Here is a 25,821-nt window from a genome sequence, read left to right on the forward strand (position 1 = left end):
GTTCAGGTCCGGCTGTCGGGCGGCTGACGCTGAAAATCATGCCTTGAACCAATGTCAGCATAAGGAGACAGCTCCATGTCCATGCATGACGATAACGGCAATTCAGACGGCCCATGGGCAGGCGCATCGAAGATGCAGCCGGACCCGAATATGGAGGCCGCAGTCCGCAAGGGACAGGATTGGATCCGGAAAAACACGCCTGGGGGACGCCCGCGCAATCTGATAGCCATAGCGGCATTGGCGTTCATCGCCTGGTCGGCCTGGTCGGCTTATTATACGGTACCAAGTGATTCAGTCGCCATTGTCCAGCGCTTTGGGGAATATCTAAAAGAAGTCCCGCCTGGATTGCATTTCAGGTGGCCGTTTGGTGTCGACAAAACTACGATCGTGCCTATTAAACGGCAATTGAAACAGGAATTTGGTTTTGTCACCCCCGGTGGGAACGATCCCCATCAAAGCCCATCCCCCCGGAATGCAACCCGGGAAACGCAGATGGTCACCGGCGATCTGAATGCCGCTCTGGTGGAATGGGTGGTTCAATATCGTATATCAAATCCACAAAATTTCCTCTTCGAAGTTCGTGAACCCAGTGAAACCCTTCGTTATGTCTCCGAATCCGTTATGCGGGAGGTTGTTGGCGACCGTACCGTCGACGAGGTGATTACAATCGGGCGACAGGAAATCGAAACCGAAGCGCTTACCAAGATGCAGGCGTTGGCAACGAAATACGCCATGGGGATCAGTATCGACCAGGTGCAGTTGAAGAATATCAACCCACCTCAGCCGGTGCAGGAATCCTTTAATGAGGTGAACCAGGCGCAACAGGAAAAAGAGAAGCTCATTAATGAGGCTCGCCGCGATTACAACAAGGTGATTCCGCTGGCGGAAGGGGAAAGGGATCAGCGCATTCGCGAAGCAGATGGTTATCGCCTCAAAAGGATCAATGAAGCCGAAGGTGACGTTGCGAGATTCACCGCCTTGCTGTCGGAATATATCAAAGCGCCGGAGGTTACACGCCGCCGTATCTATATCGAAACCCTGCAGGAGGTCATGCCGAACATTCGTTCAAAAATCATCGTCGATGAGCAGACGAAAAATATCCTGCCGTTTCTCAACCTCGACAGACAGCCGGGAACACAGCCATGAATAAAATGACAACAATTGCCCTCTTGGTCTTCTTTGGTGCCGGTTCCTATATTTTGGCAAGTTCGATTTACACGGTAGGTGAGGTCGAGCAGGCGATCATAACACAGTTTGGTAAACCAGTTGGCGTGCCGGTGACGACCGCCGGGCTGAAATTCAAACTCCCCTTCATACAGGAGGTCAATTCGATCGATCGGCGTGTCCTCGAATGGGATGGCAATCCTTCTGATATGCCGACAAAAGATAAACTCTATATATCGGTTGACCTGTTTGCCCGCTGGCGGATTGTCGATCCGCTTCAGTATTTCCTGCGGTTAAGGGACGAACGAAGCGCCCAATCCCGTTTGGATGACATTCTTGGCAGCGAAACCCGAAACGCGGTCGCCAAACATGAACTGATCGAGATTATCCGGACAACGAAGGATCGCGTGCCTTTGCGCGATAGCCTTTTGATCGAGGTGGACAGCGCACAGCAGATCGGATCACTCGTCCCGATCCAAAAGGGACGGAAACTGGTCGAGCAGGAGATCTTTTCTGCTGCGGCCGAAAAGGTGCGCGTTTTCGGAATTGAATTGCTGGACATCCGGTTTAAGCGGATAAATTACAATGAAAGCGTTCGCCCCAAAATCTATGATCGGATGATTAGCGAGCGCAGGCAAATTGCAGAACGCTTCCTGTCGGAAGGAAATGGTGAAGCTGCCAGGATCCGTGGGAACCGCGTACGCGATCTGAACAAAATTCAGTCGGAAGCCTATCGACAAGTTGAGGAAATCAGAGGCGTGGCCGATGCGAGGGCCACTGAAATTTATGCGCAGGCTTATAATCAAAGCCCCCAATCCGTGGAATTCTACGAATTCACACGGACCATGCGCGCCTATAGAGCAATGATGGCCGACAACACAATGATCATATTCTCGACCGACAGCGATCTCTTCAAATTCCTGAAGGGAGTACAACAAGACAACGCAGAAAATGATACCCGCCGTTAGTCCAAATTTTGCTAACAATCAAAATTCAACAGGAAGGTCTCGGGAGGGGGCTATATTCGCCCGAGCAATAATAGCACAAGCACGATGATCAGAACGATGCCGAGGCCGCCGGTCGGGTAATAGCCCCAACTTCTGCTATGGGGCCATGTCGGCAAGGCGCCGACAAGCAAGAGAACCAGTAAGAGGATTAGGATAAGTCCAAGGTTCATAACATTCTCCTAAGCATATCGAAAATGCCGTATGTCACTTCCGACTTTCTAACAGGGTAAGCAGACAGCCCCCGACGACAGCGATAATGCCGACGGTGAAATATCCAATCGTCTGATGGCTGTAGCGATCAATCCTCTCACCCGGTATTCTTTCCATTGGCGTAACCGCGGAATGGTAAGCAAGCCCCAGGAAAATCACCCCGGCCACCATCGCGACAAGGCCAATGACCTGCCTGATATCCATCTGTATCGAGGGCGAATTCTGTGCCGTGCGGGAGGTAACGGTCAGCCATGCCGCTAATGTTATGCATGCTCTGACTGCCGCCTTCAGATAGCCGTATGAGTTCGTTGCCATTGGGGTATTCCACCGTTTTTGGTCGTCCCCCTGTCCCAACAGGTTTCTATTTGACGAGCAGGTCGTTCCGTACCGATGAAACGCCAGCAACATTATTTGCTAGCGCACCGGCTTTGACTTTCATTTCAGCAGTATCGACGAAGCCGCTTAATTGGACGACGTCCTTGTATGTCTTGACGTTAATCTGCATCACCTTCAAGTCGGGGTCTTTCAGGATTGCAGTCTTGACCTTGGTGGTGATTGCAGTGTTGTCGACATATTCGCCGGTGCTTTCGCTTGTCTGAGTTTCCGCACAGGCGCCAAGCGCGAATACCGATATCAGGGAGAATGCTGCTGCTCTGAGAATGTTAGTCATCGCGATCGCCCATTTCCATCTATGTTTGAATACATGTCTAGTAGCAGCAATCGCAGCAGCCTGCGTTAACCTGGATTAGGGGAAAGTGATGAATGCGAACTGTGCAGCGACTTAAAAGGCCGATAAGCCAATATCCTGTTTCCACCCTGCCTGGCCGCGCGGCAATTGGGTGTCGTCTCGTCGGCTTTTGGTCGCTTCGGACTGGGCTTTGGCCCGTCTCTTGAAACCATTCAGCTGTTGTCTGGCGGCCTGCGTTGCATGAAGGTCAGCATGAACAGGATCGAGATCCCAATTACCGCTGAGACGATTGACCCGGCGAGTATCGCAAGTTTGGCGGCATTGAGTAACGATGGGGGGTAAGCGAGGCCGGCGATGAATAAGGACATTGTGAAGCCGATACCGGTCAAGAAGGCGCCAGCCACAAGAAACGGCCAGCTCAGTCCTTGGCTTCGCACTGCCAGCCTCAAATGCACGGCAAGCCATGTAAATCCCAATACGCCAACCGGTTTTCCAATAACCAATCCAGTAAAAATCGCAATTGAGACCACCTGCCCGAAATCCACAGTCGAAACCGCCACCCCGGTATTGGCCAAGGCAAACACCGGCATAACCACAAATCCGACCCATGGGTGCAGGGCTATTTCCAGGCGTTCAACCGGGGAAAGCGATTCGGTAACCGCCTTGCCTGCCCGCCGAAGATCGTGACGCTCCGCGGTGTCCCCGCTCCAGTGGTCGCCCTGCGGATTGGCGAGGGTGCGCCCTAGGATCGCCCGTAGACGTGAATCGCTCACCCAAACCAGTGTCGGCGTCATTAACCCAAGCAGGACACCGGCAATTGTTGCGTGAATGCCCGATGCATCAAGGCACAGCCAGACTATGCCGCCGAGCAGGACGTAAATGGAAATATTCCGGATTCCAAACCGGGCGCATCCTGCGACCACGGCAAGCCCAAAGATACTCGCCCCGACCGCTGCCCAATTCAGTGGGCCGCCATATCCGATGGCAACAACAAGGATTGCGCCGACATCGTCAAAAATGGCAAGCGACAACAGAAACAGTCGTAGGGCGGATGGAATGCGGGAGCCAAATATCGCAAGACAACCAATAACAAAGGCGGTGTCGGTTGCCATCACGGTGCCCCAGCCGTGCATACCCGGTTTGTCCCACATGACAAACAGATATAGCGAAGCCGGAATGAGCATGCCGCCCAAAGCCGCAGCCAGAGGAAGAGCCGCGACCCGAAAATTCCTCAATTCACCAAGAATAAGCTCTCGCTTGAGTTCCAGTGAGATCACGAAAAAAAAGAAGGTCATCAGCCCGTCATTGATCCAATGTCGCAAGGAACGGGTGAAATCCAGCTTTCCCATATGCAATCCTATGGGCATTTCCCAAAATTGCAGGAACGAACCGGACCAGGTGGAGTTGGCCAGCACCAATGCCAGGAGTGCAGAAAGAAACAATAATCCTCCTGCCGCGGCCTCAACTTTCAGAAACCGCAGGAACGGCCTTGTGACATAATCAACGATCTCACGAGGAAGATGAGTATCGTTTTGATCATTCATAATCGGCCTTCGTCCAGTTGGTCATGGTGACAGATGCCAGATGATAATATGTGAGTAGGTATTTGATGATACCAAGATACTGCCGATTGGCCCAGCTAACCGGATAACGGATTAAAACGGGCCGAGGAAGAAGATCGTTACCGTGAGACTCGACCGGGGGCTTTCTGTATAATGAAATACCGGTTCCGACCTATAAGTCATATAGTATAGGCGGCTTGCTCGCCATCTCCAGGCAAGTCGGCCTCAACACCGATTGCCAACCTGCCCTGACCGGGTTGATCCCCGCGTATCTGGCGAAACCATTAAGGGCGGCATATGCCAGAAATTTCAACAGCCACATTCCACATCTGGTCCACTTACGCGCTGGCCTTGGCTGCCATTGTAGGCTTTGCCTCAGAAAAGATACGCATCGAAATAACGGCGCTTCTGGTGCTGGTGGCATTACTCGTCTTGTTTGAGTTTTTTCCTCTCCTTGGCCCCGACGGAGAGAATTTGTTGGACGTTGGCAGCCTGCTGGCCGGGTTTGCAAATCCGGCACTTGTTGCTGTCTTGGCTCTGCTGATTCTCGGAAACGGATTGTGGCGTTCCGGCGCGCTGGACTGGGCATTGAGGCGTTTTCTGCAGCTTGTCGGTGACCGTCGCCTGCTTGCCATTGGCATCTGTTTCGCCACAGTGTTCGTGACGAGTCCTTTCATCAACAATACGCCTGTCGTTGTAATTTTTATTCCGATCCTTGAAACGATCGTGCGGCGTTTCTCAATGGCGCCGAGTACCGTTATGATGCCGCTGTCATTCATCGCCATACTCGCGGGAATGACGACCCTGATCGGGTCTTCCACAAATTTGTTGGTTTCTGGGACACTAGGCCAGTTGGGAAGAGGGGCGCTCGGCTTTTTTGATTTCGTTATTCCCGGCCTTGTGCTGGCGAGTGTCGGTCTCGTCTATGTTGTCCTTGTCATGCCACATTTCCTGCATCGACGCGCCTCGCCCGTGCAACGTTTCATATCGGGTAAGCACAGGCGTTTCATCACGCAGTTTACCGTGGGCGAGGAACCGAAACTTTTAAATATGCCGGTCCAATTCGGCCTTTTGGGCATCAGCGGGGCCCGTCTCATACTTCTTCAGCGTGGTGAGCATCCTTTCATCCCGCCTTATAACGACAATTTGACGATATCTAAGGGTGACATTCTGGTCGTCATGGCCACGCATGAAGCCCTAGCCGAAGCGCAGACCAAGTTTCCACATCTTATGTTCAGCATGTCGGGAGAGGAAGATATTCCCGCAGACGAAGAAGAACACGGCGTTCTGCTCTCGCGGAACCAGATGGTTGCAGAAGTTATGATCGCTCCAGGGTCCCAACTTGCCGGCCATTCTTTGGAAGATATCGGTTTTCGTGCCCGATATGGCTGTCTGGTTCTGGGCATCGAGCGGCGTTCTCGGGTCATCCGGCGCCTCATTGGCAGCACACTTCGCGAGGGGGACATTCTCGTGGTGCAAGGTGATCGAAAAGCCTTGGACCATATGCGGGCGCATCGCGGCGTCGTTGTGCTGGACGGTACCGCAAGGCCCCTCCCTGTGCCACGATCGGCGAAATTGGCCTGTGCCATCTTCTTTGGCACTATAGTTGTCGCAGCCATGGGCATTTTACCGATCGCAGCGGCAGCGGTTGCCGGAAGCACATTGATGCTTACCAGTCGCGTATTGACCTTGAACCAGGCAACCAATGCTCTGGACCGACGAATTTTCTTAATGGTGGGGACGTCCCTGGCGCTTGGCGCTGCGATGTTGAAGACCGGCGCCGCTGCCTATCTGGCGCAGGGCATGATTGGCCTGCTTGGTGCGGCCGGACCGGCTGTCGTCCTATCGGCCCTTTTCCTGATGGTCGCCTTGATGACAAACATATTGTCGAATAACGCAACCGCCGTTCTTTTCACGCCGATATCTCTGGAATTAGCGAGCGGTTTGCAGGTTGACCCGATGCCTTTTGCCCTTGCTGTTCTATTCGGTGCCAACTGCTCCTTTGCGACGCCGGTCGGATATCAGACCAATCTCCTTGTGATGGGGCCCGGATATTATCGTTTCAAGGATTTCCTGCGCGTCGGCATACCGCTGGTCGGCCTGTTATGGGGCGCTTTCAGTTTGTTCATGCCTTGGTATTATGGCCTGCTATAAATTTTTTCGGTCTCCCGGTGACGAGGCGGCACCAACTATAGCGCCAAACCACAACAATAGCGTCAGCTTGCGGCGTCTTCGTGATTTGTTATTCCCGCTGACCTGGGTTCGACGCATAGAAATGAATCGCGTCGTGACTAACCTGGATCAGCCCGCAGGATGGGCGCCAGCTATACAATCCTCCAGAATCCCCAGTCATGTGGCGTTGTTGGGTCGCTGACGAATATTATGCGAGGTGGAGCAAATCCACCGGAGGACTTGAAATGAATATTCCTGAATGGTTAAAACCCGGTATCTATGGCGCAGTAATCGGCGCTGTCGGTCTTGCTGTTGTCGGATTCTCATGGGGCGGGTGGATGACCGCTGGAGAAGCAAATAAACTGGCAATGACGCAGGCGCATGATAGTGCAATCGCGGCGCTGGTTCCGGTATGCCTCGACAATTCGCGGACAGATATTGATCGCATCGCCAAGCTGTCATCGATCCGAGAAATGTCGAATTACAAACGCAGGGACGCCGTGATAGAAGCCGGTTGGGCAACCATCCCAGGCACAGACACCCCGAATAGAGACCTCGCGCAAGCCTGCATGGACGCTCTAAAAATTGATGGATAGTGATACGGGTATTGTCACGGGGTACTGTCAGACAAAACCGAAACAGTCTCGAACAGCTTGCCCACGCCAAATTTAAGCGGCCAATTGCCGCCACTCAGCCAGGGCGGCCGCACGGTTTTCCTTGAAAGCGGTTCGAGAGATGAGGGCGCGCTGTAGGGCGACGGTATTGCTTCACTGCCTTACGCAGAAATCTGAAAGCAGCTCGGCGGTCCCGCTCCTTTTGTAACATAGGTCTCCAGTATTTCCCCTTCGTGATCGACCGCCCGCCAGCGGTCGCGTCTTTTGCCGATAATCCGGACAAAAACTTCGTCGAGAGGCCATGCCCGGTTGGGATAACATCGGTTTTGACCTGCGCCCTTAAATTTCCTCCAGATTTAGGTAGAGTCCGTCGACCTTAAGGAGACGGAATAATGAAGCGCAGTCGGTTTAGCGAAGAACAGATTATCGGGATATTGAAGGAGCAGGAGGCCGGCCAGAAGACGGCGGATGTCTGCCGCCGTCATGGCGTAAGCGAGGGCACGTTCTACAAATGGAAGTCCAGGTATGGCGGGCTGGAAGTGTCGGAGGCAAAGCGTCTAAAGGCGCTTGAAGACGAGAACAGCCGGTTGAAGAAGCTGCTGGCCGAGGCGATGCTGGACAACGCCATGCTCAAGGATGTCGCTTCAAAAAAATGGTGACGCCCGCTGTCCGGCGACAAGCCGTCGCTCATCTGCGTGAAGCCCATGGGGTGAGCGAGCGGCGGGCGTGTCTTGTGTTGGGAGCGGATCGAAGTACGGTTCGTTACCGGTCCCGTCGATCGGACGATACCACGGTCCGGGAACGTTTGCGTGCCCTATCCCGAGAACGTCGCCGTTTCGGCTACCGCCGCCTGCATCTGCTGCTGGCCCGCGAGGGGATCACGATGAACCAAAAGAAGCTGAGGCGCCTGTATCGCGAGGAGAAACTTCAGGTGCGTCGCCGTGGCGGGCGGAAGCGTGCCTTGGGAACACGCGCGCCGATATCGCTGCCTGACGGACAGAACCAACGTTGGTCGCTGGACTTCGTATCGGATGCCTTCACCGATGGTCGTCGGTTTCGGATCTTTGCTGTGGTGGATGACTTCACGCGCGAATGTTTGGCCCTGGTCGCGGACACGTCCCTGTCCGGTATCCGGGTTGCCAGAGAGCTTGATGCCCTGGTGTGGCAACGCGGGACCAAGCCCAAGACCATCGTAAGCGACAACGGGACGGAATTCACCAGCGTGGCAATCCTGCGTTGGAGCCAGGACCAAAAGGTGGTCTGGCATTACATCGCGCCAGGCAAACCCATGCGGAATGGCTTCGTTGAGAGTTTCAACGGACGACTGCAGGACGAATGCCTGAATGAGACACTGTTTACATCGCTCAGGCAGGCCCGCATCTAGCTGGCCGTTTGGAAGGAGGACTACAACACCGTCAGACCACATTCGAGCCTTGGCGGACTTGCCCCTGCCGAGTTTGCCGCAAAAGCCTGTCCGGGGCATGCCCCGGACAGGCTTGCCATTCACCAATCAACGAGCCATCAATCAACCAAAGGACTCACCCTCTGACCGGAGGAAAGTTGGGGCGCAGGTCTCCTCCCATACGGCCGCTTCCGCACCAAGATAGCGTCCGCGGCTGCTGCCGCAATCGCAAACCGTCCATTCGGATGCCGCGAGACGTCTAACGTCACCACATTCGAGGCAATGGAGAAGCTTCATAGTATACCACCGTCTTTTAATCCAAGGCTTCTACTTTCCCTTGCTTGGACGGTTACGAGATAGGAGTTCCCGCTCCAGAGTTGTACTTCTTGCCATCAACCACCTTTAAGAAAACTTGGCAGAGCCAAAGCATAGTAGCTTTCATCCAAGTGCCTTATATCTTGAATTGACCTGCGACGTTACAGCCAATTTCTACCAACCTATTGATACCAAAATTCCTATTGCGTCCTGAGAATTCTGACAATGGAGCATTTCTAACGCGTACGCCTGAAACATTAATATATAAAATGGCGTTCTTCCAAAGCCACAGCACAACATTCCTGCAACCCCGCAAATCCCGATGGTGTAATCGGGAGTGCATATCAGTATGGGGTAACGCTAAATGTTTCGTATGTCCCGAATTGTACTATTTGAACGAACTCCTGCTACTAAACAGCGTCGTAACTGCATATTTTAACTGGACAAAAGTCTTTCCGGCGATAGGCTCCATTTGATATGAGCAAGATTGAATTCAAGATAAGCACACATCTTAAAGATGTCATCGGACGCGACTTAGTGACAAATGAGTTTGTCGCAATTTTCGAACTTGTGAAAAACTCGTTTGATGCCAGAGCAAAGCACGTCTGGATTACATTCGATCTCGAGTCAGACCTGATCACCATCGTAGATGATGGCAAAGGCATGTCCGTGGACGATGTGAAGGATAAGTGGCTTTTTGTTGCTTATTCTGCAAAAGCAGATGGAACCGAGGATGCCGATAGCACCAGAGACTACCGCGATCGAATTAAGGTCGGCGGCTATGCCGGAAGCAAGGGGATTGGGAGGTTCTCATGCGACACACTTGGGACGACACTCGAGCTTTATTCTTGCGTTGGGGAAAAAGGTGCCCCCGTCACTAAACTGAAAGTCGACTGGGAAGAGTTCGAACAAAACAGTAAGGACGAGTTCGATACGATTAAGGTGGAACTTGATGAGAATAGCTCTTTCCCAAAGACGGATGAAGTTGTTCCACCAAGCCCGCACGGTACCATGTTGCAAATCACAGGGCTACGCAATGAATGGGATGCGGACACCATCGCAAGACTACGTCGTTACCTGGCAAAGCTCATTGACCCCTTTGGAACCACGGACGACGTTGAAGTCTCATCGGTTCTTGTCGGTTCTGACCTAAACGACCAAGACTTAAACGGCCCCATTTCCAATGACATCGCAGACGTCTTGAGGGACAAGACGACCAGAATGGAAGTGGAGATCGCCGGCGGCAAAATACGCTCCTCCCTCATAGATCGTGGGCGCGTGATATATGAGATTTCGGAGGATAGCCCATACGAAGACCTGACAAATGCAACGATCCGAGGGGAGGTTTTCTTTCTCAATCGAAGCGCCAAAGCGACCTTTGCCCGTAGGATGAAAGTGCCGGTAGTAGAGTTCGGAAGCGTCTTCCTGTTCCTAAATGGCTTCCGGGTATTTCCCATCGGAGAGGAAGCCAACGACAGCTTCGGCCTGAACCGCAGGAAACAACAGGGTACCTCACGTTATCTCGGGACACGAGATGTTCTTGGGCGTGTCGACATCAAGGCCCCTCCTCGCATGTTCCGGGAGGCATCAAGCAGGGATGCAGGGTTGATTGAGGACGCGCATTGGCGCGAACTCTATGACGCTGTGCGCAAGCACATGATTTTCAGGCTCGAGCGATATGTCGTGGGCGTGAACTGGCAGGACAGTGCTGATCAAAGTCGGGATACACCTGAAGGGCTTGAAACTGATCCCGCCCGGCGTAGAATTTTGACAGTAATTGGAGGATTTGCTCGATCCAAAGGTGTTGAGATTATCAGTTTCGACCGCGACATTCTGGAGTTGGCGGATGCAAGGGAAGAGGCCAGCCGAAAAGCACTTGAGGACCTGTCAATTATTGCGGAACGGGAGGGAGACACAATCCTCCTTAAGCGCATCAAGGAGACGCAAGCACAGATCGCCGAACTGGAACGGTCAGAGGCCGAAGCCAGAAAGGAGGCCCAACGTTATGCTGAAGAGAGTGCGAAATCTGATGCCAGGATTTCGCAGCTTGAGAAACAGGCTCAGTACCTTGCATCAGGACAAGATCTTGATGCTGAACGCATTCGCCTCCTCTTGCATCAGGTAAATATTTATGCGGGCCATGTTGATGCCGGAACCGGGAGGGCACTGGCAAACACCGGTGACCTCCTTCGCCAGCTCGCCGATGTCGAGAATTTGGATGAAGATGACCTTGATGACTTGGTTGGATCACTCCGCCATGGCCTCCGACAAGTGCTTGATAACTTGTCCTATACCAGGCTCGAAAATGATCGGCTCCGATCAATTTCACGTTTCGCACCCAATATCCGGGTTGACCTCGAAACAAGTGATGTTGACGGCAACATTGTAGAATTTCTATCGGAATACTTCTCTGTGTTGCTTGGTGACTCGTCACAACTTCCCACGCCAACCTTCGAATCGAACGACATTTCCCTTAATCGGACTTTCTCACCATTTGACCTTGCCGTGATCGTGGACAACCTGATTGACAACGCGCGCAAGGCAAAAGCCCATGCGATCCTGTTCAAAGCCGGGCGCCGGAAAGCCGGAAAACGCCTTGTCATCAATGTTTCTGATGACGGTCTAGGCTTTGACCTAGGCCGGATGGACCCAGCACGCATCTTCGAGAAACACTACTCCGCCACCACAGGTGGTACGGGGCTTGGCCTCTATCACGTCCGGCAGGTTCTTGAGGAAATGGGAGGGTCAATTGAACTTGACCCCAATGGAGAGCCCGGCAGGGCTGATTTCGTGATCACGATACCGGGGGCGATAAATGAACCTTGAATTCGGCATCCTGTGGATAGAGGACGAATATTCCCCAGCAGAGGAGGAAGATTTGCGCGAGGCGGCTACTAATGCCGGTTTCGTGGCCAATATCAGGAATTCATTGGACGGGGAAGAGATCGAGGAACTCGCGAAAGAGCAGAGGTGCTATCACCCGTTCGACTTCATCCTGCTAGATCTTAATTTGGCAAAAGGCGTGAAAGGCAATGCCCTCGCACCACGAATCAGACAACTTTTCCCCTCGACTCCAATTCTCTTTTATAGTGGGAGTTGCTCGGAAGACGAGCTTCGTCAACACATGGCCCACGATAAGATTGAAGGTGTTTTTTGTGCCCATCGGACTACCTTTCTTAAACGTGCATCCGAAATCATTTCTAACCTCGCACAATCACTGAATCGATTGTCTGGGATGCGGGGACTTGCGATGGAGGTTGTGGCGAAAACTGATTCGCTTTGTAAGGAAGTTGTAGTCTCGCTCCACGAAAGAGGTCTTGTAGAAGGCTTCGACGAGAAACTTGCTAAAGAAGTGGTGAAGTATGCTCAAAGAACAGTTGACGAGTTTCCCAAGATTGATGGTCTGAAAGCTCAATTGGAAAATAGGGCTGTCGATAGCATGAAGCTCTTTAAAGTATTTCGTGATTCACTTAAGGCAGCCATCCGGGATATGGAACCAGGAGAAGAACAAGATAGATTGAGGCATCTAAGCGAAAGGACGAGGGGTTTTCGTGATGATGTATTAGAATGCAGAAATACACTCGGTCATGCAAGGGAAACCAAGACCGAAAATGGTTGGGAAATATGTGATTCGGATGGGAAGGTTATTATGACCGTTCATGATTTCCCAAATCATAGGAAAAATTTCCTGGAGAATCTCCAAGCCATTAGAGAAATCCATCAGTTCTTTGTCCCCTTAGAGGCCGACTGATTTTTCAATTTCGACAGGAATCGGGAAAATCGGTCTGCTTTAAATGACATTTCAATCGAGGCCTATTTCCTTGAGCACGAGGACGAGGTTTGCAAGTGCCTCTCCCAGCAGGGGCGGAACGGCGTTGCCGACTTGAGTATAACGCGGACATGCTGATTTGCGTAACTTTCCGCCAGTGGTGTATGGCCCCTGAAACTCAAACCAGTCAGGAAATGATTGCAGTCTCGCATTCTCCCGAACCGTCAGGATACGCGGTTCGCTATAGTGGATAAGGTCATCCGGCAAAGTCGTAATCGTGGCGGAAGGACGGTTACTAGCCATAGGCGTGGTAGCCTGCTTCTTGAGGCCAAATTTTTCTTTGTCATCCTTTGACAGAGTGCGACCCCGCCTGCACGTTTCCAGTATTCTGGTGAACCTGTCAGTAACGATCTCAGTATGACGAGGTAGGCGTAGGCTGTTTGGCGCGGTGCCGTTGACAATGCCTTGCCGCATCAACATCTGGTAATTTGTCAGCCGACGTGGGCGTTCATACCTGATTTGCTTGAAACCGCTAACGCCACCATCGACTGCGTCTATGAGCTCCTTGCCCATGGTTTCTAAGTCCGACAAAGCTTGTTTTGCTGTAACCGGCTTAGAAACCGGCAGTTTCTTAGCCTTGAGAAAATCTTCACGTGAATCGCTGAGAACGTCAAAAGGGTCTTTTACCCAATCGCCATCTCTCTTCTCCGCGACAATGATAAATCGTGGGCGCAACTGAGGCACCCCCCAATTCGCTGATCCAACAAGCTTGCTCTTTGCCCTGTACCCAAGACCCTCGAGCCTCTGCATTACCTTTTGGGCATAAGGCACTTCACCTTCTGAATCCGTGTCAAATTTGGCATTAAACCCCTTCACGTTTTCGATCAGAATAAAGCGTGGCTGGACTAACTCAACAACCTTCAGATACTGCTCTGTAAGCGTATTCCTTGGGTCATTTGGATCCCGGCGACCAGCTGATGAAAACCCCTGGCAAGGGGGCCCGCCAACAATTAGGTCGATTTCTCCACGAAGTTTGGTGAGATACGAAGAGTAATTATCTAGGAACTCGGTTATGTCATGTGCTTCGCACGGGAGCCATCCTGGCCAGTCGTATTCAAAACGCCCGGAATCGATGAGGTTGTGCTTAAGGGTTGAAAAGGCGTCAGCATGCCTTTCTATAGCAAAGTTACCTTTCCAGCCTGCATTCAGCAAGCCCAGTGAAAGCCCTCCACACCCGGCAAATAAGTCAATGAACTTGCCCACGCATCTACCCTGAATAGCATTTTTGTTATTTTGCCCGTGGCTTGGAATCACATGCAAGCCTATAATTCAAGGTTAATTAGCAAAAATTTGTTTTCCTTGTCCAGGATGATTTTCGGCCTTGGTAGATTTTTTGAACCCAATTGAGCGTAGCGAGCGCATGTCCCGAATCCGGGGCAAGGACACCAAACCTGAATTTGTCGTTCGCCAACTCCTGCACGCTAACGGCTTTCGATATCGCCTGCATAGAAAAGACTTACCAGGGAGACCCGACCTAGTTCTGCCAAAACATAAACTCGCGATATTTGTTCATGGTTGTTTCTGGCACGCGCACAATTGCCATATTTTCACTATGCCCAAAACCAAAACGGCGTTTTGGAAATCCAAGTTCCAAACAAACATCGAGAGGGACATTAAAAACCGCGATGCCTTGGTTAAGGGTGGATGGCGCGTATTGTACATCTGGGAATGTGCTATTTCAGGAAAAACACGATTAGCCAATGACGAATTGTTTCGCCAGTTTCGCCAGTTCCTGAAGAGCCAAAACCTTGATACAGGTGAAATAGAAGGAAGCTCAGCCAAGCCCCTTGGAAGCTAGCTGATATACCCCGCCATTCGGGCAAACCAGCCCTGCAATTCATCGGGCTCGAGATACCCTGGAGCTTTCGAACGTGGATGTTTTACGCTTTGGTTCACTTGGCATTCCCGATTCAGGAATTTAGTCGGCCAACAAAGTGATCGCTTGACCACTCGCTGCATGACCTGATTAACAAATTCGTCAGAATCCTGTGCAGAGAAGGTGAGTATCTTCGTCGCCAACGATTTCTTGGCATCGGATGTGTCCACCTCCAGAAGATGTCGGATATTGCCGCCGGCGGTTTTCACCACGACATGCATATAGCGTCGCCGCGAACCATCGGCATTGAGATAGAGGTGGCATCGCACCAATTCCGGCATTGGCAGGATATTCCGGCTCAACACCGCAATTCCTCCCTCATCTTCCAGAAGATCCACCAACCTATTAAACTGTGCGAACTTACCTTCCATATTTGCTAGGTCGACAGTTTCTTCCAACTGGTCAAAATCCGCACCGGGGACATGACCACTAGCAGTCCCTTCCGCCACACTGCCTGTGAGATTGACGCTGGCTTCCCCCTCTTCGTCACTTCCACCCGCAATACCGCCGGCATGTTTGCTCTTATCGATACGTTTAGTCTTAACGGGCTTTTGAAACTGCAGCCCAACATTCGGCGTATGGGCAATCAGTCGCGCACCGCTCCCTTCCTTAGCATCATCATCCTGAATTTCCAGATCATCGTCCTCCGGGACCGGAGCAACCGATTTCCCTCCGGCCTTTCCGCCTGGCTCGTATCCTTCAGGCGTCACGAAATGCACTTCCCCCTCCACACCGGAGTTTAGCCCCCTGACTCCCGTAATTTGGTAAACATAGAAAACGTTCAGCTTCTTCGCATAATGGCCACGAACTTCAATAGAACACCCAGCCAGGTTCGGTGGTTTAAAATCAAAAGCCCACCGGAGATATTTCGAACTCTCTTGTTGATGCCGCAATCGATGGCCGTAAATGGTGTTAAACGAATCCTGAGCTTCATCGTTGAGAAGCAGCCATGCGAGATGAGCGCGATAGGCACTGTGACCGAGGTAATATTTTGGAAAATCGGTGCCTAGAAGCACTTCAATCACTGCCAAATCCGCCGACGGTCGATTAACGCGGAAGGAATCCGCAAGACCATTCGGTTGAAAGGCCAAATGCGCCAGAAATGCTGATGGAAAGAATAGAACTCGCGCCAGCTCCAGTTTGGGTATCCATAACTGTACCCCATCCGCATGCATAAAATAGCATAGCTGCTGGCCTGCGTCGGCCGGTGGTACATTCCTTAAGAACAACGGGCAGTCCCGAATTTTCGCCTCCGGCCATGTTTCTATAGGGGGCAGAGTAAAGCTGCTGCGGTATCCGCGGTCTGTAAAGCTGGGAATTGAAGAACGATCATAATAGCGTCCCAAACCCAATTTAGGCATCAGGCCGAAATGGAGGTTACAAGGCGTCACTTCCTCCCCAACCAGATAATAGGCGGCGATTTGCCAGTCGCTGTCGATGACGCCCTTCCGCTTGAAACAATTCCCCAGAAACTTAAGGACTGATTTATCAGGAATCTTTCGAATTGTGACCCGGTTCAACTGATCGGGCCTCCAGATTCTTGATTAAGACTTCGGTCGACGCCCGGATGGTTTCTGCTCTCACCCCTGCCAACCGCTTGATCCGCCACGCCGAAGGCACACATCCAGCCCCTACCAATTGTCGATACGCAACCTGGCATCGTCGCTTTTGATGCTCCTCTATACTTTCTGCCCGTTTTTCCAAAAAACTACGCGATAGCGGCAACTTGTCCAAATTTTTCTCAAGGGTCGACCCGTTCGTGAAATGCCCAAGATACCAGGACGCTGACCATCTCTTTGGGTGATCCAGATGCCTCTGCACTTGACGTCGAATAGCGATTAATCGGCGGCAAACCTCATAATCCCTGGCTTTCCAGTCCACACGTCGCTGCCGTCCCTCACCGACAAATTTATGGTTCTCGTTCACCCGGAGAAGCCAGTCCCGATCATGTCGAAAAAGCCAAGCATATGTGGCTTGGCCGCCTGACAGCACGAATCGGGCATGTATTATCCCCTTTGAACCGGACTGCTCCAGAAGGGCACACCATTGCTCGCGATGTTCCAAAACCTCGGCCGCCGCACCATTGTCGCTGGAGGGTCGGCACGAAGAATCTCCGCTATCCAAATGCGCAACAGTCTTGAGAATATCTTCAACGGCCTCATTCCTCCCGAAGGCTCCCCAGACAACCAAATGCTCCAGGAAGGAAAAGGACTTCCGGTGTTTCCTGAACATCGCAATAAGCCAGGAATTCTGCACCTCCTGTAGAGGTAGGCCGTGCCGGGCAAGCCAGTCGTCAGACCAGCAGCCCCGGACTTTCTGGACAATTTCCCGGTAGCGAACCTGCCTCCCTCTAGAGAGACCGCTATCTTCCGCTAGATGTCGATAAAAATTGGTCCATTGTTTGTACGTCGGCGATCGGCACGGGGGAGCATCAAGAAGCTGAAGAATGCGGCCCGCCAGCCAGCACGCATTCCCCTTCGCAGACTGCTCTTTGTCAGGTGCTAGCCATTTCGGGCATGTTCGCGGCGTCGCAGGAGAATATCGGTGTTTTTCATTTCGTTGGTAGCTGACAACGGAACTCTCAAACGGTCCATGCTTGAGGCAAATATCCTGCTCACCGACCTGCCAGTCACGACGCCAATAGAACTCTCCATGCTTGAGATATTGTTCCTGCAAGCAAGCAGGGCAGTAACGCAGATATGCAGGTTGTTTGACACGGCCTGCGCAGCGGCCGAGAAGTGTGTGTATGTGGCCCCCTCTACCATGGAACATCCAATCGAGCGCAGCTTGCCTCCGGCCCTCCGGGACAAAGGGGGCATACAATGGAAACAGGGTATGCTTGTAAACAACATCCAGAGCGCTGATATGCCAATAACGACCAACACGGCCCAGTAGCGCTTCCAAGTGCACATTCATGTCAACCGACGCGGTCAGTTGACGATCTCCAAACAAGTCATCCAATACCTGTTTGGCTTCTACCGTCCCTGTGTGGACAGCGTAGCGTGCCAGAACACTGTAGAGCAGTTCTCCCGGATAGGGGACCGGGAAGTATTGCATCGCCTTAGGCTGATTTCGGCAGCCCCTCCTTCAAACTCAGCACTATTCCTGCATCTTCGAAGGCTTCATAGGCTTTACCCTCGACGCCATTCGCAAGTACTGATCGCAAGTCATCGCTATCGAGTATATTCCATTGGGAGCGTTTGACTGGTTTTGCCCTTTTTGGTGCCGGCTGGTCCGGCGCCTTGACCGCAAACTTGGTCAGTTCGTGGATAGCCGTCGCCAATGGTAAGTTAGGCTTCCTCGCCAGAAATTCATCGACAAGCGGTATGGCAACATCTTGCTGCACACCCATACTTTTCAAGATATCGACCAATCGCCCAGCCTTTGAACCCGACGGCATGGATGGCGACGACACCGTTTCATGATCTATCCTCGTCGCTAACTCAGCGGATACAATTTGAGCACTCACCGGAGGCATTTCCAAATCTCCGTATAAGGCAATAGCCTCATAGTCGCCTTCGCGGAGCGCCTTCAACATCGGATGGACCGGCCGGAATTCATCCTCATATACTTGCCGAAGCAAACCCGGTGAAATGCGTTCAAACTGGGTAACAATAGCGCGATGCTGTGACAGCGCGAACAGCTTCACCGCGACATCTATGACCCCCTGAGACAGATCGTAGAACGTCTGCCTCAGCTCGTCGTCCAGCGGCCCAGTTTTCTGCAGCCACTGATATTTCCAAAGCAACTTGGTGAATGCGTCCCACTGCGATCCTGGGAGCATCCTGTCCCAATCCAGGCTCCCCATACCAGCTGCGCGTCGCGCGGTTCTCATGTCCAGCCCGAACAGACCACGCGCTTTGGGTGTACCAACCATCACCACTGGTACGCCGATTGTGTTCACCAATGTCACGAAGAAATTGAGCATCTTCTTGATGCCGCCGGATTTGGCTTCGTTCAGATGCTGAATCTCATCAATTACAAGAACTCCTAGCGCGTGGAGGTTGGCCAAATGCGCCATGCGCGCCAACATTACCTCCAAACTGAGGCGCTTGCTTCCGTAACGTTTGGTATAGTCTGTATCCAGGATTCGGTCTGTTGCCTGGAAGAAACTGTAACACAGGCTCTTTAGGGTGCCATCGTGTGGGCAATCCAACTTGAGATATGTGAGTTGGGTAATATTGTATTCCTCGTGGAATAGCGCCTGCGGATATGTTGAGAGAATTCGATTGAGCGCCGTAGTTTTGCCACATCCCGAGCAACCTATGAAGGCCAGGCTTTTTGCCGTCGAGCGAACCGTCTCGAAAACTTTGGCTTTCAAATCCTTCTGCATCAGGCGTTCATAGCCGTTTTGCAGCTGGCTGTAGTAGGCACCGGTCTTGGGGTTACGCCCCGTATATCCCCCACGGATCAGCAAGGACAATTTGCTTTCCAACTCCAAATGGACAGTCAATGGCTGAAAAAAATTATCCAGCAATCGCATGATCGCGTGTTGGCGGATCACTCCCGGCAATGCTTGTTCCATATTGTCGAAAGCAGGTAACTGTCGCAGTGTTCTTGCTACTTCCACGCTGTCCCGGATTGCCGGCAAGGCAGCTATCAGCGGATTGTCCCTATACTCAGGAAGTCCGGGATCACAGTAGACAGCCTTATATATACGCCTGGGCACTTCAGTCATCGGCCTCGTCCTCATCATCAAACAAGCTGTCGACCATGTCCGGGTAGGAAAAATCCGATTCGTCTTCCTTCACCAATCGGATAATCTCCGCCGAGCCCTTCTGCCTTTTCTTGTGGATTTTGGCTGCAGCAGCCTTTCGCTCCCGATGTTTTTCTTCTTCGCGATTTCCGCGGATGTCACGGAGTCTCTCCCGACTGCTGACATCACCTAAATCTGGCTTCTGCTCCCGGGCATGCGCTGCGATTTCTTCCAGACGTCGCTCCAATTCCGCTTGCGTGACTTCGGACCTGGATTTCGCCTTGGCCTGAGTGCGGGTTTCCGCGTCCTTCTTCCTCCACAGCTCATGGAAAGTCATACCCGCAAACCGTCTGCTTCGATTCGTGAGGTCACATGGCCAATAGTCAGGTTTGTTAGCATCGGGAAACAAGTAAATCCGGTCCACATAGCGATGGTCATAGGCTACAAGAACCTTTTTGGGACGATTGCCTTTCACCCGATCGAACCAACCGGTCTGCAGAGCCTCCTGGCAAGTGTAGTAGGCGCCGAACAGACATATTCCCAGTTCGGAAACAGTAGCTTCCTTTTGAGGCAACAAACTAATAGCAACAATCTTTTCCGGGAACCTACGGAGCCGACCGGTTCGGTTGGCCAATCCCCAGCTCCAAAGTTCCAGGGGCACTGAAGGCAGGTCATCGGGCAAGTCGGCGTCTCTGTCGTATTTTTCCAAGGAGCGGTTCTGGTTGTGCCAAAGCACACTATGTACGATCATCCTAGTAAAATCGTCGATCGTCAGCGTCGCATCCAGACGATAATCGCGTACTCCACGCTTCTTGCTGGGTTTACCGTCGACAACGCCCTCTGCGAATGGTTTGAACTCTTCCTGCACAGTACGGAAATAACGTTCGACGATTCCCTTTGCATCGCCGCGATAGGCTGGCGCATTTTCAATTCTCACCCCAAACCTTGTGATTAGGGCATTCACCTGATGACCGAGCAACTCGCCGCGATCCGCGAGAATGGCATCTGGGAGACCCGACGTCGGCCAATCCTCCATTTCAATGGAGATACCAAGCTGATCGCAATAAGAAACTTTGTCCGCACTGGCATGCGCCAGAGCCATCATCGCACTGGCATAGGACGGCCCTTCAAAACCGACATAAAGTCCCGCAACCATACGAGAAAAAACGTCTATTACGAAGTAGACAACTGGACGACCGACGATCTTTGACCTGCCCACTGTCGAAACCAGGTAAACATCTGCGATCGTCGCGTCGATCTGAAAGCGTGCCCCCGGTCCGAACACCTCCGAGTTGGAAGTGCTTGTCAGAGGCCGGATGTCTTTGTTGTATATGATATCGGATGTTCTTCTGCGAACAACTTCCCGCGGTTCGTACTCCCTACTTGCAAAAAACTGGAATTGCCGTTTGGTGGGGTATTCCCAATCTTCGGAAGGTGCGTAGCGCGCCTTATACAGATTCATAAAATGCCGGTAGGCCGAAGCCAGAGAACGCTTCTTCTTGGACTTCAAATATGCGCTTTCAATCGACATCCGGAACAGGCGCTCGATATCAGGGGTGATAAGAACACGTTCGCCTTCTCTTCGTGATCGCTTTCTCCCTAGCCGCCCTTTCGCCTTCCGGCGCTTTCCCGCGGCCCCAGACAGGTGATAATCAGGAAGCAACGCGTTGATCGTCATGCCACGCTGCCAATAGCGTCTTAGAAGACGATAAATCGTTTGTTTGGTTGTTTGGTGCTGACCGAGCACCTTCCTGACCAGAGCACCACGTTCGGCTTTGTCGAATATTGCCGGTGTATCGACAATATCCCGGATCAATCGCCAGCCACGTTCCCGAACTTGAAATGCTTTGCTGTCTTCATCAGCGAATGCCATTGTCTGTGCGAGAAATGGGTCATCAACAACCGTCGCGGCACCTTCCGCAAACAACCGCTCCAGTTCTTCGGTGTCGCGTTTCTCCGGGAACGCCCCACTGCCATCCAGGTCGATAAGAATGGTAGTCTCACTATTGGACCACAAAACCCTATATTGGCCGCCGGAAAGCGAGAACACGGTATTAACCTGCAGCACGGCGCCCTCCCTCCGCAACGAGGGACGAGTTCACAGCGATATCCGATGCCATCAACGTCTGATAAGGGACTTGAATATCAAACAACAAATAACGTTGGCTGAGCAGAATTCGGAGCCAGTAAAGCGCCTCTCCCGCTTCCAAACTGTAATTCAAGTCCAATTGCTGGGCCAAAGCGACAAGCTTTCTGCGAGGTGACTCTTCAATACAACGCAGAAACAGTTGGGTATATCTCTGGAGATCCTCAGCCGACGGACTCTCCATGGAAACAGCGGTCAACCATTTAATATTGGCAACAGCGTCCTTTGAGACATCCCGATCGGTTATCAGAAACCATGGGACATCCAGTGCCTTCCAGTAGCGACGTTCCAGCTCCAACTTCTCGACGGTCCGAGCATCGTTGAGGTCGCTCGCGTATTTAACCTGAATGGCAAATTTTCTGTGGATCCAGGACGGCGAATCAACCAGGAAATCGGATGTCGCGACCTGGTTAACGCCACCCATTGCCGGATGGCGTATCCCGGCTTCCGCCGCCAAACTGACCGTCTTGTCCCGCCGGAGCGGATATTGCTCGCGAATGTCGGTGACGTCAGCACTCCAATCAAGAGACAGGAATACTGCCAGTTCCAGATCGGAAAGCAGGTGGTGTATGCGGTTCGTTTTAGCGCCTAGCACGCGATGCGAGCGGCCTTTCGACGAAACATCCTGGACTGTAAGGAAGGGTTTGTAATCTGACAGCCGCCCCTGGCCACAGCCCTTCTCGAGGCGCCGTTCGATATCGCGTTCAGACAATCCCGGTGTCTTGGCCAACGTCACCTCCCTGATATAGGGAGGCAACGTAACACGTCCACCGGCGGTATGATACTTTATTGTTCAGTATGATACTTTATTGTCGAGTATGACACTTTATTGTTCTCCCACAGGACCGCGCCTTCCCCCGCAGGATTTATTCGACCGTCACGCTCTTCGCCAGGTTACGCGGTTGGTCCACGTCGGTGCCTTTAAGGACGGCTGTGTGATAGGACAGCAGCTGCACCGGCACAGTGTAGAGAATGGGTGCGACGAAGGGGTCGACGGTGGGCAGTTCGATGCTGGCCGCCGGTTTCGCCTGACGTTCCATCTTGGCAATACCCTCCTTGTCGGAGAGGAAGATCACCTTGCCGCCACGGGCAATGGTTTCCTGCACGTTGGAGGCGGTTTTCTCAAACAGCTCGTCATTGGGGGCGACCACCACGATCGGCACATTTTCGTCGATCAGGGCAATCGGCCCGTGCTTCATCTCACCCGCCGCATAGCCTTCGGCATGGATATAGGAGATTTCCTTCAGCTTCAGCGCCCCTTCCAGGGCGATCGGGAAGGACGCCCCACGCCCCAGGTAAAGCACATCGCGCGCCTTGGCGACGATCTGCGACAATTCGCGGATATGATCATCGTGGTTCAGAACCTCCGCCACGCGGCCCGGCACTTCAGCCAGTGCGGAAGCCAACTGGGCTTCCCTCTCCCGGCTCAACACGCCGCGCGCCTTGGCGACACCGATGGCGAAACAGGCGAGCACGGTCAACTGCGTGGTGAAGGCCTTGGTGGAGGCAACACCGATTTCCGGACCGGCATGCGTGCGCAGGATCGCATCGCTCTCGCGGTCGATTGTGCTTTCCGGCACGTTGACGACGGACAGGACATGCTGGCCCTCGCGTTTGCACAGGCGCAACGCCTCCAGCGTATCCATGGTCTCGCCGGATTGGCTGATGAACATCGCCAGGCCGTCTTTCGGCAGCGGCGGGTTGCGATAGCGGAATTCAGAGGCGAAATCGACCTCCACCGGCACGCGTGCAAGCTGTTCCAGCCAGTATTTGGCAACCATGCCCGCGTAATAGGCGGTGCCGCAGGCGGTGATCGTGATCTTCGGCACATCCGCCAGATCCACCGGCAGGTCCGGCAAGGTGATGGTCTGGGCGGCGGGGTTCAACACGGTGGACAGCGTGTCGCCAACGACCGTCGGCTGTTCGTAGATTTCCTTCAGCATGAAATGCGGGAAATTGCCCTTGCCCACCATGGCACCGGAAACGGCCGTCTGCACCACAGCACGCTCAACGGGATTACTGTCGGTATCAAAAACTTCCGCACTGTCATGGGTCAGGACGGCCCAGTCACCTTCCTCCAGATAGCTGATCCGGCGGGTCAGCGGCGCCAGGGCCAGGGCGTCGGAGCCGAAGAACATTTCGCCCTCACCATAACCGATAGCAAGCGGGCTGCCACGGCGCGCACCAATCATCAGGTCGTGCTCGCCCTTGAAGATCATGACAAAGGCAAAGGCCCCTTCCAGACGCGGCAGCAATTTGCCGACGGCCTCTTTCGGGGAAAGCCCGTCTTCCAGATAGGCACTGATCATATGGGCGACGACTTCGGTATCCGTTTCGGAGGTGAAGGTCACGCCGCGCGTCGCCAATTCGTCGCGCAATTCCTGGTAATTCTCGATGATGCCGTTATGAACGATGGCGGTATTCTCACCCATATGCGGGTGGGCGTTGTTTTCCGACGGCACCCCGTGGGTTGCCCAGCGGGTGTGACCGATCCCGGTCGTACCGCCCAGCGGCTGTTCGGCCAGGACATTTTGAAGATTGACCAGCTTGCCTTCGGCACGGCGACGGTCAATACCGCCATCAATCAGCGTCGCGATCCCCGCGCTGTCATAACCGCGATATTCAAGCCGCTGCAGGCCGTCCACCAGCAAGGGGGCTACATCGCGCTTTCCGATAATTCCAATAATTCCACACATATCCGTCTGTCCCTCTCAAGCAGCCTGTCTATGCCCCAAAGACCGGCCTAATTGTTCTTCTCTTGCGCCTTGGCCTCTTTGATTGCCTTGGCTTTCTCCCGGAAGACCGAGGCTGCCCCGCTCTTCTCGACCTGTTTGCCCCGGGCAATCGCCAGGGCGTTGTCTTCCACATTGCCGGTGATCACACTACCTGCGCCGACAATTGCGCCCGCGCCAACTTCCACCGGTGCCACCAGTGCACTGTTGGAACCGATGAAGGCCCCTTCACCGATGATCGTGGGCGATTTATTGAAACCATCATAATTGCAGGTGATCGTGCCCGCACCGATATTCGACTTCGCGCCGACCTGTGCGTCACCCAGATAGGTCAGGTGATTGACCTTGGCCCCGGCCCCGACCGTGGTTTTCTTGGTTTCCACGAAGTTGCCGACCTTGGCCCCTTCGGAAAGAACAGTCCCTTCCCGCAGGCGGGCATAGGGGCCGACCATCGCACCACTTTCCACAACCGCCCCTTGCAGGTGGCTGAAAGCATGGATGATGACATCATCTGCAACGCGGACACCCGGACCGAAATAGACGCTCTGCTCGACAATCACATCCCGGCCGATCACGGTGTCATAGGAGAACCAGACAGATGCCGGGTCACGCAGGGTTGCGCCATTGACCATCGCCTCAAGGCGGCGCTTGTCCTGCCAGATGCGTTCGGCGCGCGCCAGGTCCGCCCGGCTGTTGACACCCAGCACCTCATCTTCCGCCGCCATGGCGACCGCACAATGATAGCCCTTGTCCCGGGCGATGCCGACGATATCCGTCAGGTAATACTCCGCGCTGGCGTTTTCATTTCCAATCTCGTCCAACAACGGCAGGGCCAATTTCGCATCCAGCGCCATGACACCGGAATTGCAGACGCCGATTTCGCGCTGTTTATGGGTGGCATCCTTATGTTCGACGATGGCCTGCAGGCTGCCATCGCTTTCCTGCACAAGGCGGCCATATCCGGTCGGGTCTTCCGGCTCAAAACCGAGCACGACCACCGCCGCCCCTTCCTCACAGGCGGCGACCATCCGCTCAAGCGTTGCCACCTCGATAAAAGGCGTATCACCAAACAGGATAAGGACCGTTCCCTCGTTGAAACCTTCCAGGGCCGGAAGCGCCGCCATGACCGCATCGGCCGTTCCGGCCTGACGTTCCTGAGTGGCGATCTGCGCAGGTGCCACTGCTGCTGCGACGTTGTCCATTCCCGGCCCGACGACGACCACCGTCCGGTCCGCGCCCAATGCATCCACCGCGGCCTGTACATGGCCGACCATCGGACGATTGGCGATTTCGTGGAGAACCTTCGGCAGGGCGGATTTCATCCGTGTCCCCTTGCCCGCGCCAAGAATAATTGCTGCGCGAGGATGGCTTGTCATATGTGAATACCCAAATTTATGCGACCGAAAAG

20 protein-coding genes and 1 pseudogene are annotated in these 25,821 nt (G+C 53.3%); 8 read left to right on the top strand and 13 right to left on the bottom strand.

Translation table 11 applies throughout. The features are described 5' to 3' along the window. The first annotated feature begins 81 nt into the window (after window positions 1-81). Window positions 82-1,146, top strand: coding sequence for an FtsH protease activity modulator HflK (hflK, locus tag IF205_RS19360; protein WP_259780998.1), 1,065 nt, complete (start codon window positions 82-84; stop codon window positions 1,144-1,146). Beyond that, window positions 1,143-2,132 carry a protease modulator HflC gene (hflC, locus tag IF205_RS19365; protein ID WP_259780999.1) on the top strand — a complete coding sequence of 330 codons (990 nt, stop codon included), beginning with the start codon at window positions 1,143-1,145 and terminating at the stop codon, window positions 2,130-2,132. Before hflK ends, hflC begins: the two co-directional genes overlap by 4 nt. Window positions 2,133-2,182: 50 nt before the next feature. Here the strand turns inward: hflC and IF205_RS19370 are convergent, their stop codons facing one another. The 4 genes from IF205_RS19370 to nhaA form a co-directional block, all read right to left on the bottom strand. Next, the gene (locus IF205_RS19370) at window positions 2,183-2,341 is read right to left on the bottom strand and encodes a DUF3309 family protein (protein WP_259781000.1); all 159 of its coding nucleotides are present in this window, start codon (window positions 2,339-2,341) and stop codon (window positions 2,183-2,185) included. Window positions 2,342-2,375: 34 nt separating this feature from the next. Continuing rightward, window positions 2,376-2,696, bottom strand: a complete 321-nt coding sequence (locus IF205_RS19375; protein ID WP_259781001.1) for a hypothetical protein — start codon at window positions 2,694-2,696, stop codon at window positions 2,376-2,378. Between the two features lie 46 nt (window positions 2,697-2,742). Next, the gene (locus IF205_RS19380) at window positions 2,743-3,051 is read right to left on the bottom strand and encodes a BON domain-containing protein (RefSeq protein WP_259781002.1); all 309 of its coding nucleotides are present in this window, start codon (window positions 3,049-3,051) and stop codon (window positions 2,743-2,745) included. Window positions 3,052-3,281: 230 nt separating this feature from the next. Continuing rightward, a complete protein-coding gene (gene nhaA / locus IF205_RS19385; protein WP_259781003.1) occupies window positions 3,282-4,613 on the bottom strand; it encodes a Na+/H+ antiporter NhaA in 1,332 nt (443 codons plus the stop codon). A gap of 315 nt (window positions 4,614-4,928) precedes the next feature. On the opposite strand from nhaA, the gene IF205_RS19390 reads away from it, so the two are divergent. Both IF205_RS19390 and IF205_RS19395 read left to right on the top strand, forming a co-directional pair. Beyond that, entirely contained in the window at window positions 4,929-6,785 is a 1,857-nt protein-coding gene (locus IF205_RS19390) for an SLC13 family permease (RefSeq protein ID WP_259781004.1), read from the top strand. A gap of 263 nt (window positions 6,786-7,048) precedes the next feature. Beyond that, window positions 7,049-7,399: a hypothetical protein gene (locus IF205_RS19395; protein ID WP_259781005.1), complete on the top strand. Its 351-nt coding sequence runs from the start codon at window positions 7,049-7,051 to the stop codon at window positions 7,397-7,399. A gap of 179 nt (window positions 7,400-7,578) precedes the next feature. On the opposite strand, the gene IF205_RS20655 is transcribed toward IF205_RS19395, so the two are convergent. Beyond that, window positions 7,579-7,773: a DDE-type integrase/transposase/recombinase gene (locus IF205_RS20655; protein WP_375542696.1), complete on the bottom strand. Its 195-nt coding sequence runs from the start codon at window positions 7,771-7,773 to the stop codon at window positions 7,579-7,581. A 36-nt stretch (window positions 7,774-7,809) separates the two neighbouring features. On the opposite strand from IF205_RS20655, the pseudogene IF205_RS19400 reads away from it, so the two are divergent. The 3 genes and pseudogenes from IF205_RS19400 to IF205_RS19410 all read left to right on the top strand — a co-directional run bounded on the left by IF205_RS19400 (window position 7,810) and on the right by IF205_RS19410 (window position 12,885). Next, window positions 7,810-8,966, top strand: a pseudogene (locus IF205_RS19400) (IS3 family transposase). Between the two features lie 645 nt (window positions 8,967-9,611). Then, complete coding sequence (locus IF205_RS19405) at window positions 9,612-11,960, top strand: ATP-binding protein (protein WP_259781006.1); 2,349 nt, start codon at window positions 9,612-9,614, stop codon at window positions 11,958-11,960. Continuing rightward, a complete protein-coding gene (locus tag IF205_RS19410; protein WP_259781007.1) occupies window positions 11,950-12,885 on the top strand; it encodes a response regulator in 936 nt (311 codons plus the stop codon). The genes IF205_RS19405 and IF205_RS19410 overlap by 11 nt, the downstream gene beginning before the upstream one ends. Before the next feature lie 51 nt (window positions 12,886-12,936). On the opposite strand, the gene IF205_RS19415 is transcribed toward IF205_RS19410, so the two are convergent. Beyond that, the gene (locus tag IF205_RS19415) at window positions 12,937-14,166 is read right to left on the bottom strand and encodes a DNA cytosine methyltransferase (protein ID WP_259781008.1); all 1,230 of its coding nucleotides are present in this window, start codon (window positions 14,164-14,166) and stop codon (window positions 12,937-12,939) included. A gap of 118 nt (window positions 14,167-14,284) precedes the next feature. Here IF205_RS19415 and IF205_RS19420 point away from each other — a divergent pair, with 118 nt between their 5' ends. Further along, window positions 14,285-14,761, top strand: coding sequence for a very short patch repair endonuclease (locus tag IF205_RS19420; RefSeq protein ID WP_259781009.1), 477 nt, complete (start codon window positions 14,285-14,287; stop codon window positions 14,759-14,761). On the opposite strand, the gene IF205_RS19425 is transcribed toward IF205_RS19420, so the two are convergent. From IF205_RS19425 to glmU, 7 genes are all read right to left on the bottom strand, one after another. Continuing rightward, the gene (locus tag IF205_RS19425) at window positions 14,758-16,359 is read right to left on the bottom strand and encodes a Tn7-like element transposition protein TnsE (protein ID WP_259781010.1); all 1,602 of its coding nucleotides are present in this window, start codon (window positions 16,357-16,359) and stop codon (window positions 14,758-14,760) included. The genes IF205_RS19420 and IF205_RS19425 overlap by 4 nt on opposite strands. Then, window positions 16,328-17,896 carry a TnsD family Tn7-like transposition protein gene (locus IF205_RS19430; protein WP_259781011.1) on the bottom strand — a complete coding sequence of 523 codons (1,569 nt, stop codon included), beginning with the start codon at window positions 17,894-17,896 and terminating at the stop codon, window positions 16,328-16,330. The genes IF205_RS19425 and IF205_RS19430 overlap by 32 nt, the downstream gene beginning before the upstream one ends. Window positions 17,897-17,900: 4 nt before the next feature. Further along, window positions 17,901-19,517, bottom strand: coding sequence for an ATP-binding protein (locus tag IF205_RS19435; protein WP_259781012.1), 1,617 nt, complete (start codon window positions 19,515-19,517; stop codon window positions 17,901-17,903). Beyond that, window positions 19,510-21,603: a TnsB C-terminal domain-containing protein gene (locus IF205_RS19440; protein ID WP_259781013.1), complete on the bottom strand. Its 2,094-nt coding sequence runs from the start codon at window positions 21,601-21,603 to the stop codon at window positions 19,510-19,512. The genes IF205_RS19435 and IF205_RS19440 overlap by 8 nt, the downstream gene beginning before the upstream one ends. Continuing rightward, window positions 21,590-22,411 carry a TnsA endonuclease N-terminal domain-containing protein gene (locus tag IF205_RS19445; protein WP_259781014.1) on the bottom strand — a complete coding sequence of 274 codons (822 nt, stop codon included), beginning with the start codon at window positions 22,409-22,411 and terminating at the stop codon, window positions 21,590-21,592. Before IF205_RS19445 ends, IF205_RS19440 begins: the two co-directional genes overlap by 14 nt. 136 nt (window positions 22,412-22,547) lie before the next feature. Next, the gene (glmS, locus tag IF205_RS19450; protein ID WP_259781015.1) at window positions 22,548-24,377 is read right to left on the bottom strand and encodes a glutamine--fructose-6-phosphate transaminase (isomerizing); all 1,830 of its coding nucleotides are present in this window, start codon (window positions 24,375-24,377) and stop codon (window positions 22,548-22,550) included. A 47-nt stretch (window positions 24,378-24,424) separates the two neighbouring features. After that, complete coding sequence (glmU, locus tag IF205_RS19455; protein WP_259781016.1) at window positions 24,425-25,789, bottom strand: bifunctional UDP-N-acetylglucosamine diphosphorylase/glucosamine-1-phosphate N-acetyltransferase GlmU; 1,365 nt, start codon at window positions 25,787-25,789, stop codon at window positions 24,425-24,427. Window positions 25,790-25,821: the final 32 nt, after the last annotated feature.

Origin of the sequence: Aestuariispira ectoiniformans (assembly GCF_025136295.1) — a bacterium.
Classification (GTDB): Bacteria; Pseudomonadota; Alphaproteobacteria; order UBA8366; family Aestuariispiraceae; genus Aestuariispira_A; species Aestuariispira_A ectoiniformans.